General features: G+C 63.2%; 5 protein-coding genes. 2 read left to right on the top strand and 3 right to left on the bottom strand.

All coding sequences use genetic code 11. From position 1 onward, the window contains the following. The first annotated feature begins 249 nt into the window (after positions 1-249). A complete protein-coding gene (locus tag PHF15_RS02475; protein WP_300118693.1) occupies positions 250-5709 on the top strand; it encodes a DUF3883 domain-containing protein in 5460 nt (1819 codons plus the stop codon). Between the two features lie 222 nt (positions 5710-5931). On the opposite strand, the gene PHF15_RS02470 is transcribed toward PHF15_RS02475, so the two are convergent. Both PHF15_RS02470 and speB read right to left on the bottom strand, forming a co-directional pair. Next, entirely contained in the window at positions 5932-7233 is a 1302-nt protein-coding gene (locus PHF15_RS02470) for an FAD-binding oxidoreductase (protein ID WP_300118690.1), read from the bottom strand. A gap of 12 nt (positions 7234-7245) precedes the next feature. Further along, complete coding sequence (gene speB, locus PHF15_RS02465) at positions 7246-8163, bottom strand: agmatinase (protein WP_300118687.1); 918 nt, start codon at positions 8161-8163, stop codon at positions 7246-7248. 137 nt (positions 8164-8300) lie between these two features. Between speB and PHF15_RS02460 the strand changes: the two genes are divergently transcribed. Further along, complete coding sequence (locus PHF15_RS02460) at positions 8301-9239, top strand: DMT family transporter (RefSeq protein ID WP_300118685.1); 939 nt, start codon at positions 8301-8303, stop codon at positions 9237-9239. On the opposite strand, the gene rraA is transcribed toward PHF15_RS02460, so the two are convergent. Continuing rightward, the gene (rraA, locus tag PHF15_RS02455) at positions 9217-9738 is read right to left on the bottom strand and encodes a ribonuclease E activity regulator RraA (protein ID WP_300118683.1); all 522 of its coding nucleotides are present in this window, start codon (positions 9736-9738) and stop codon (positions 9217-9219) included. The two genes, PHF15_RS02460 and rraA, sit on opposite strands and share 23 nt — an antisense overlap. Between the last annotated feature and the right edge of the window lie 68 nt (positions 9739-9806).

Genomic DNA, 9806 nt, shown 5'->3' with positions numbered 1-9806 from the left:
CGAGCGAGTCTCGGTATCACAACATGCAGCGAAGGAAGTTGGAGCGGAAGATATCCACATTGCGGCTCGGACCGTTGCACTGTCAGGTGGAGCTCTGGTTCAGCTGCTGCGGCCACAACTGACAAGTCTTTCGGTCGACCGGAATAAATGATCGTTTGTGGGGTCGTGTCCTCGCCGGGTATTGCGATATGCTGGCGCACATAGGTCATCCAATTTCGTGCGAAACTCCAATTGATCCAACCGACGCAAATGAACACTACCAGCCGTCCGTCGACTCCCGACACGACCGAAGAGGCGGCAGCGCGGATATACGCGTTCACGGACGCGATCATCCGCGAGGCACTGACGGTCCGGGCGCTCGTAGACACCCTCAAGGGCGCAAAGAAGTTCATCGAGCAGGCCGCGCGGGAGTACGCCGAGCGATTCCTGTTTGAGCTCATCCAGAACGCCTACGATGCCCAACCGCCAGCTTCGCGTGGGCGAGTACTCGTGGTCTTCGACGCGACAGAAGGGGAGTTCGGGTGTGTCTACGTCGCCAACACTGGCCGACCGTTCACCGACGCCAATTTCCGCGCTGTTTGCGAGATCGCTCAAAGCAGCAAGCGACCCGGAGAAGGGATCGGCAACAAAGGGGTGGGCTTCAAGAGCGTCCTACAGGTAGCGGCTTGGCCGGAAATCTATTCGCGCGGCAGTCAGGGTGTCGGGTTCAACGGGTATTGCTTCCGCTTCGCCGATCCCGCAGCAATGCGGACCCTGACGAAAAGCGACGAGGAGACTTCCGACCTTGGTGATCGAATTTCGTCGTATGGCCTGCCGATCTACATCGCTCCGGCCTATCACCCAGCCCGCCTGAGCGGATTCGCAGACGCGGGTTACGTTTCGGTCATCCGCCTTCCACTGAGAACAGCGCGGGCGGGCGACATCACCCGCAAGCAGATTTCTGACGCCGTCTCACGTCACGCTCCGCTGCTTCTCTTCCTCGACCGACTTGCGGAGCTTCGGATTGAAGTCATCGAGCCATTTGGGGAACTTGTCGTCCATGAGCTGGTTCGGGAGGAGGTTCCATCAGGCATCGAAGTCGCTGGCATTCGTTCTTGCGAGGTGCGCTTGGGGGACGCGGGCCGATGTCTGCTGCTGACGAGGGCCGTGCCCCACGAGGCGTTCATCGAAGCGATCGAGGCGTCGATCACTGCGACCTTGGTCGACGAGTCCTGGCGCGACTGGGATGGAGTCGCGGAGGTGGCGATCGCCCTGCGGATCGATGAAGTGGATAAGGCGGACTCGCGCCTGTATTGCTTCCTGCCGATGGACCATCGAGTACGTGGCCCGTTCGCAGGGCACCTCAACGCTCCGTTCGCAGTGACCCTGGCGCGGGACGGGTTGGTGCCGGGCGCGCCCCTCAATGAGTACCTATTCGATGTAGCGGCCGACATCGTTGCGGCTTCGTGGACCGCTTTGCGCGAGCACGCCGAGGGCCGACGTCTTGTGCCCGGGCTTGCCGTCTGGAACGAAGCACAGATAGCGCGCCTAAGGGCCGCATTCCAGCGACAGGGGTGCGACCTCGCTACTGCAGATTTCCTTCCCGTCCTGGGTCCGAAGCGATGGTCATCCCTCGCGGCGGCCAATGTGTGGAGTCGGTCGATGAACACACTTACCCCGGAGGCGATCGCCGAGACCAGCCTCGCCGCGGACGACCAGGCGTCGATTCTGGAGCCCCTGCTCGGTAAGCCCACGCTTGATGCGATAGAGGCCATGTCCATGGCCGTGACGCGGCGCTCAATGATCCCGGAAGCCGCACGCGTCGCCATTTGGGCGGAGGCCGTCGCCAGGCGGATGGCGGCTACAGCCCATCGACGACCCGCCAGCTTCGACCCATTGGCATGGATCGGGCTGTACGACGACCTCGATGCATTCTTCGAGCGCGACGATGTGTCAAGCCTCCGCGGCCGCGAATTGCTCATCGACGACAACCTTCGAATCCACCGGACGTGGGGTGGCCCGGCCGACGACCAGGCTCAGGCTCCCGCCGTCTTCTTTCCAATGCGTGAGATCGCCGAAGGTGATGACGTAAGCCGGGATGTAACAATCCCCAAGACTCTCAGCCGGCATCTCGCTTACGTGCACAGTGAGATTGCGTGGAAATCGATGAACCCCAAGACGAAGCGGATGGAAAACCGGCCGGGTCGGGAGTTCCTCGAGCGCACCAACCTAGTCCAGATGCCTCGGACGCAAGCGCTGCTCGCGCGCTTGGCCGCGGTGCTGCCGCACACGCGCGACAAGCAGGTTCACGCCGACGCCCTGCGTCTCGTTTTCAACCTGACGGCCAAGCGCCAATACACCCAGGCGCCGCCCGTTAGCGCTTTGCACATACTCTTACCGACATGTTCTGGAGATTGGCTGCCAGCGGGAGAGACGCTGTTCTCAGCCTCCTGGACAGACACTCTCGGCAGCGTCGTCGAGAAGCTCATCGGTGAGGCAGCAGGGGCCTCGGCCGACATCGAAGGCCTCAGCAGCCGACTCCTCGTTCCCCCAGTCGAGTTCACGTTCCGGATCGAGTCCTTGCACATGTGGGTCGCATTCCTACGGCGCGTCGGCGTGCGGGATGGGCTCCCGCCGATCGACGTCACACCTTCAATTGGCGATCAACAGGGCCACTGGTGGACGTCGGGGTTCGCCACTGCCGTCAAGCTCCCGCCAGCCGACCACGCGCGCTGGGATCCAGCCCTGCGGGCGTCGGTCGCACGACCCTATTACCCGTATACCCTCTACCGAATCGTTGGCCGCGTTCAACGGCTCCCGGGATCGGGCGAGTACGAACTCCTACCACCCGCGGCCCGTGAGACCTACGGCCGTCTGCTGGTGTCGGGCCTCGGCAGCTGGGATCAGGACGTGGTCTCGGTTCGCATCGCCCGGCCCCGAGCGCAAAATCAGGCAGATCCTGTATCACTTCCGTCGCCCGCTGCTGAGTTCCTGCGACAAGTTGAATGGCTGCCAGTGACCCGCCCAGGCGCACCGACGGCGGAAGACTTCGCCCGCCCCACTACCGCATGGCACTACCGCGACACTGACAACGAGGCACGGCCGACATTCATGCCACTCGTGGTCACAGCGGTGCGCCGTCAGATCGAGTCGTCGCCTGTCGCTTCCGAGCGCCTTCGTTCGCTCGGACTAAACACGTGGAACGAACGAAGCGACGCAGTGTTACGACTTCGTGCCTTGGCTTTGGCGCAACAGACCTACGACATCCCCGATAGTCTTGTCGCAAACCTGCGCAAGGCATACGAACGCACCTGGACCCTCGTGACGCGCGGGGTCGGACCGGGTCCCGTCGGCTCTCTTCGGCGCGAGGATCACGTCCTCGTAACTCAGCGTGGCCGCCTCGGCGCTCACGCGCTGGCGAGTGCCTTGGTCCCATATGTGCTCGTGGACGAGGATCGCTTGGTCGCGGCCGTCCTCGACACGATCGAGGTGCCAGTCCTGCCGGTCGATCCTAGTGACGGCCGGGTCGTCGCAGCAACGATAGAGAAATGGACTGCGTTGCAGCTGCGGACAGTGGGTGGGACGGACGTGCGCGTCTTCGTTGACGGTGTGCCGGTCGAGGATCACGATGGGGAGACCTTGGTTTGCCCTGGACGAGAGTGGCTCGTCGATCTCGTAGCGCTGACGCTCGAATTCAAGGCGTCGGCCTTCAATCGACAAACGGATGCCAGGATCCGAAGCGCGACTGGACTGCTCCGGGCGATCAAGCTCCACGCGGGGGACGACATAAGCATTGAACTGCAAGGTCAGCCCGTCGCGCTCCCTGCACATTTACGCCGTGTCTTTGCGGTTTCCGGACCTGGCAATCCTGCGGTAGCTTACGAGGGAGAGGCCAGCCTCTTGAACTGGGACATCCTTAGTCTCCTTGCCCCAAAGATCGGTGAACTCATCGGCGCCGTGGAGACAGCAAACGCTCTAGAGACTGTTGTCACATCGCTTGCACGAAGGCTTGGCTCAGCATCCTTGACAACCCCGTCAGATGCCGACTACTCGGCGGTGTTCGAGGAGTCGACTGATCGCGTCGCCGAGGTCCGGCATGCCCAGCGCACCGGTGTTACGGGACTTGCTTTCGCGCTTCGGCCCATCGTGGCTGCGCTCCTCGGCGAGGATGTTCTCCTTGATCTGCTGAGGGCGACAGCTGAGGAGCCGGATCCGGATGCGATCGTCGCCTATTTATCAGGTTTCTCGGATCGGCTCCCGTCAGGTGTGTCCCCGGAGCATCTTGTGAACCGTGCCCTCGAGGGCTCGCCCATCGCTGCGATGCGCGATGAGTTGCAGATCGGCTTCGCGGAGTTCAACCGCGTCTTGATCGCGCTCGGCGGCGAGTACGCACCGATACAGAACCCCCAAGGTTTGGTCACGGCCATGGCGTCCCACCTCGCTCGGCAGCGGGATCTGATCATCGACCGGCTGCGGGTACGCGCCTCCCCGCTATTCGACGCGGGAATCCTTCCCGTCCACTACGCGGCCATGGTGAGCGAGCTTGGCGCGGCGATCCTGAGGCGGACTACTCCGCCTGACGAGTGGCGTAGCCAACTGGACCCTGATCTCGAGTGGTTGAATGAATGGGACCAGCCGCCGGAGGCTGACATGGCCAGGCGCGTGGACGTCTGGATTGCCACGCTTCCAACGGACACCCCCGTGGATACGAGCGACCTTCCGGCGCTCCTTGATACCAGGACCGCGAACGCGCGTCGTCTGAATGCGTTTATCGAATGCGCCGTGGCTCGGCTTCCCCTTTGGTCCATCAAGCGTGGCGGGGTCTTGCCCCCGGCGTGGGTGACCACCAATGAAACCGACGAGCTCTTACGGCAGATCGCATCAGCAGGAATCCTCGACTTCCGTCCTCTCGACGAAGAGGCCATCGTGACCTGGTTGCGCCGCCTGGGTCAATGGTCCCAGGAGCTTCCGAATTCGCTCGAGCTCGCGATGCTCGGCCTTACTCCTGATGACCTCGCCGCACAAGCCGAGGAGCTAGCGCGCGCTCGATGGGAGCGCGCGCAAGAGAGGCGATCGGTGTCATTGGATGGCCGGCCAGTCTCCCTTGAGCCCGACCGAATCGGCGAGCTTGTCGAGGCGATCCGGACCGGAATCTCACCCGACCTCCTCGGCACGTCGGATCGTCCCGTTTCGCTTCGCGAGATCGAGGAACGCCGGAAGCGGAAGCGGCTCAACGACGGGGACGCCGATCGTCCGCCCAAGGTTCGCGTGCCGAAGCGACTGACGAGTGACCAGACCGAACTGATCGGCTTCATGGGTGAACTCGTTGCGTACGAATGGCTGAGCAAACGCTATGGATCGGCATGCCTCTGGCGCTCGCACTATCGCCGCCACGTGATCAATGACGGCGATATTGGAAATGATGATCTCGGGTTCGACATCGAGGTGCTCCGCGAGCGCCGAGGGCCGCTGATGTTCGAAGTGAAGGCCACGACGACCGACGACATGGCGTTTGACCTTTCTGAGAGAGAAATCGCGGTTGCCCAGGCGAACGCCGGACATGACCGCTACAGGATCCTGTTCGTCGGGCGCGTCAACGACAGCGAGAACCGCTGGGTCTCCGTTCTGCCAAACCCTCTCTCTACACAGGGCCGGGGACGATACCGGATCGTCGGCCGCGGCATCCGCTATGAGTTCGCGTTGAACGATATTGCGGTCGCCATTCGATAGATCGCACGATGCACGACGCACCCTTGTGATGGCGCCGCTGGAGTTCACGCTGCGGCTGGCAGTGTTTGCGCCATTGCCCCTTGTCTCGGCCGGTGACCCCGACTTCACGCCGTTGGTCGGCCGCTTTTCGGAAATGAATCGCGCGAGTCGTAGTTCCGCTTCGGGCCTTGGATTCAATCGCTCGCTGGCTCTCTTACCAGCGTCTGGATCGTGTGATCCTGATCACAACACATCGCGCAGCCGGTGGTAGAGCGTGCCCAGCACCAGACTGGGCATGCGCAACAGCGGCCCACCCGGAAAACGGCGGTGCTGCAATTTGGCAAACAGGTCGAACTGCCCGGCCTGGCCCGCCACCGCCTGCGCCACCAGTTGCCCGGCCAGGCCGGTGAGCGCCACGCCATGGCCGCTGAAACCCTGCAGGTAATACAGGTTGTCGCCCAGGCGGCCGAAGTCGGGCGCGCGGTTCATGCTGATGTCCACAAAGCCGCCCCATAAAAATTCGACCGGCGCATTGCGCAGCGCGGGAAACACCTTGGCCATGCGCGCTGCCATCAGCGCCTGCAAATTGGCGGGCGTGCGGGTGGTGTAGCTGACGCGACCGCCAAACAGCATGCGGTGGTCGGCGCTGAAGCGAAAGTAATCCAGGATGAAGTTGTTGTCGCACACCGCCGCATTGCTCGGGATCAGGCGCTGGCACAGTTCGGGGTCGAGCGGTGCGGTGCCGATCATGTAGGTGCCCACCGGCATGATGCGCGGCGCGATGTCGGGGGCCACCGCCGGGCCGTAATCGGCCAGCATGCAGTTGCCGGCCAGCACCCCGAAGGGCGCGGTGACCGACCCCTGCGCTGTCGTGGCGGTGAGCTGCTTGCCCCGCTGCAGACCGGTGACTGCCGAGTATTCGTAAATCTGCACGCCCAGGCTTTTGGCGGCGCGAGCCAACCCCAGGCCATATTTGAGCGGATGCAGATGCCCCGACTTGCGCTCATAGGCACTGGCGTGATAGAGCGGGCTGGCAATGTGGCGTTGCACCTCGGGGCCGGTGGCAAAGTCGGTCACAAAATCGTAGTCGCGCGCACAGCGCTGCATGTCGGCGGCCAGCGCGCGCGCCTTGCGCGCCGAGTCGGCCACGTGCAGGTAGCCGTGCTGGCGGTCGCAGTCGATCTGGAAGTTGGCAATGCGCTGGTCGATCAGGTCCAGCGATTGCATCGACAGGTCCCAGGCCAGCCGCGCCTGTGCCTTGCCGAGTTGCGCCTCAAAGGGTTCCTGCCCACTGGCATAACCCGCAATAGCCTGGCCACCGTTGCGCCCGGAGGCACCGGCACAAATCCGGTCGGCTTCGAGCACCACCACCTGGTAGCCGCGCTGTGCCAGCTCAATGGCCGCCGACAAGCCGGCAAAACCGGCGCCCACCACCAGCACGTCGGCAGTGATGTGGCCTTGCAATGGTGGCTCAATAGCGTCGCGCTGCACGCTGGCTTCGTAGTAGCTGTGCTGGTTAAGTTGGGTGTCGGAGTCGAGCAGCATGCAATGGGGCTTTCAGGCAAGTTTGGCAATCTGGCCGCAGAGATAGGTCCAGACGAAGGTGGCGGCCGCGTTGCTGGTGAGTTCAGCATGGTCGTAGGCGGGCGCGACCTCGACGCAGTCCATGCCGATCTGGTTAAGCGGGCTGAGCTCTTCCAGCAGCGTCAGCACCTGCGAGCTGCTCAGGCCACCGGGCTCGGGCGTGCCGGTGCCGGGGGCAAAGGCGGGGTCGAGGCAGTCGATGTCGAGCGTGAGGTAACACGGGCGGCCGCCCAGGCGCGCCAGGATTTGCGCAACCACCGGCCGCAGTGCCGCGCCGTCGAGCCCGCGCAACTGGCGCCCGGTAAAGATCAGGCCGCCCTGGTCTAGCACATACTCGCGCGCGGCGCGGTCACCGCTGGAGCGCAAGCCGATTTGCACACAATGCTGCGGGCTCACCAGGCCCTCTTGCAGGGCTTCATAGGTCCAGGTGCCGTGGCCCGAGGGTTCACCAAAGTGGTCGGTCCAGGTGTCGCAATGGGCATCGAAATGCACCAGCGCCAGCGCGCCATACTTTTGATGAGCGGCGCGCAGCAGGGGCAAGGTAATGGAGTGGTCGCCCCCCAGAAAAACGCAGTGGTGGCGCGCCATCAGCGCGCTGGCCCGGGCCTGGATGAGCGCGCGCACCTCGGCCAGCGGCGAGGCGTTGGGCAGACGCATGTCATGGCCGTCGCCCAGATGCCCCAGCGGCGTCACTTCGAAAAGCGGGTGGATGCCGTCGCACAACATCAAGCTGGCGCTGCGAATGGCCTGCGGACCAAAGCGCGCGCCAGGCCGGTTGGTCACCGCGCCGTCAAAGGGCACACCAACCACGGCAAACGGCTGCTGTGCCAACTCGGGCGCAGCCAGAAAACGGTTGCTGTGGTTGGCGTAAGCAAATTCACCGATTGACATGAATACATCCTTGAAAGAAGCGATGGCTGAGCGATTTGACGCACCATCAGCGGCACAGCAAATTATCCGGGGTTGAGGCGCTTTCAAGGTGCCAATTCACATACCATCGATCACTCCACCTTCGCGCCAGCCAAAACGTGACACCTCCCAGCCAAGATTCAGCCCGCGCCGCGCCGCCCTGGCTCGCCTACCTGCTACTGGCCGCCAGCATGTCGCTGGTCGGCAGCTATGTGGCCCTAAGCAAGCCGCTGGTGCTGGCGTTGCCCGTGATGTTGCTGGCCTGGCTGCGCTTTGGCATTGGCGCGCTGGCCATGCCGCACTGGCTGATCAAGCCGGCAAGTGAGCCACCCATAAGCCGCAGCACCAAGGGCCTGCTGTTTCTGGAGTCGTTCCTCGGCAATTTCATGTTCACCATTTGCATGCTGTACGGCGTCAGCATGACCACCGCCGTCTCGGCCGGCATCATCATGGCCACCATTCCGACCGCCGTGGCGCTGCTGAGCTGGCTGTTCTTGCGTGAACGTATCGGCTTGCGCGTGTGGGCGGCGATTGCGCTGGCCGTGATCGGCATCAGCTTGTTTTCAATGGCCAAATCTGACGCGTCCGCACCTGCGGGAGACAACGCGCTGTGGGGCAACCTGCTGGTGTTTGCCGCCGTGCTGTGCGAGGCCAGCTACGCGGTGATCGGCAAAAAGCTCACCGGCGCCCTGTCGCCCAAACGCATCACCGCGCTGATCAACCTGTGGGGCTTTGCCATGATGACGCCGTTTGGCCTGTATGCCGCCTGGGGCTTTCACTTCTCAAGCGTGCCGGCGGCCATGTGGCTGCTGCTGCTGTTTTATGCGCTGGCCGCCAGCGTCTGGACGGTGTGGCTGTGGATGACCGGGCTCAAGACCATTGCGGCATCTCGCGCCGGTGTTTTCACCGTCATGCTGCCCATTTCAGCGGCGCTGGTGGGTGTGCTCTTTTTGGGTGAACAGCTCAACGCCATGCAACTGTTTGCCTTTGCCCTTTGCCTGGCGGGCGTGCTGCTGGCGACCCTGCCGGGGCGCGCTAAACCAGCCGCGTTGCACTGACCACCATGCCGTCGGCATCGGCATACAACCAGTCGCCGGGATGAACCCAGACACCCTGGATTTGCACCGCCAGATTCTGCAGGCCCTGGTTCTTCTTTTCGGTGGGCATGGGCACACTGGCCAGCGCGCGAATGCCCACCTCCTGCACGGCCAGTTCGGCCACGTCGCGCACACAGCCGTCGATCACCACGCCGGCCCAGCCGTTTCTGACGGCCGCCGCGCCCAGATTGCCGCCCAATAAAGCACGGCGCGTTGAGCCCGCGCCATCGACCACCAGCACCTTGCCGATGCGACCCAAGGGTGTGTCTTCATACCCGACCGAGTCCACCGCCGCCTTGACCAGCGAGTTGTCTTCGAAGCATTTGACGGTCGCCACCGGACCACAAAAAGTCTGGCGTGCGCCGAAGTCTCTGAACACTGGCGGCAGCACCCGGAACAGCTCAGGGGGCTCATTTTTGTGGGCATCGCACAAATCACAGGTGGCAAAAGTGGGGGTCATAAAAATCGACAGGCATGGGTTGAAGGGTTCGGAAAATTGTAAATCGGTAAAAAACGCAACACAAATGA

This window comes from Rhodoferax sp. (assembly GCF_028689295.1).
In the GTDB taxonomy this organism is placed as follows: Bacteria; Pseudomonadota; Gammaproteobacteria; order Burkholderiales; family Burkholderiaceae_C; genus Rhodoferax.
Note: the sequence above shows the minus strand (reverse complement) of the source record. Positions and strands in the feature narration are given on the sequence as shown.

Excerpts from the sequence above, each read along its gene's own strand:
- rraA (WP_300118683.1), bottom strand. The coding sequence starts at position 9,738 with ATGACCCCCACTTTTGCCACCTGTGATTTGTGCGATGCCCACAAAAAT.
- PHF15_RS02475 (WP_300118693.1), top strand. The coding sequence starts at position 250 with ATGAACACTACCAGCCGTCCGTCGACTCCCGACACGACCGAAGAGGCG.
- speB (WP_300118687.1), bottom strand. The coding sequence starts at position 8,163 with ATGTCAATCGGTGAATTTGCTTACGCCAACCACAGCAACCGTTTTCTG.
- PHF15_RS02470 (WP_300118690.1), bottom strand. The coding sequence starts at position 7,233 with ATGCTGCTCGACTCCGACACCCAACTTAACCAGCACAGCTACTACGAA.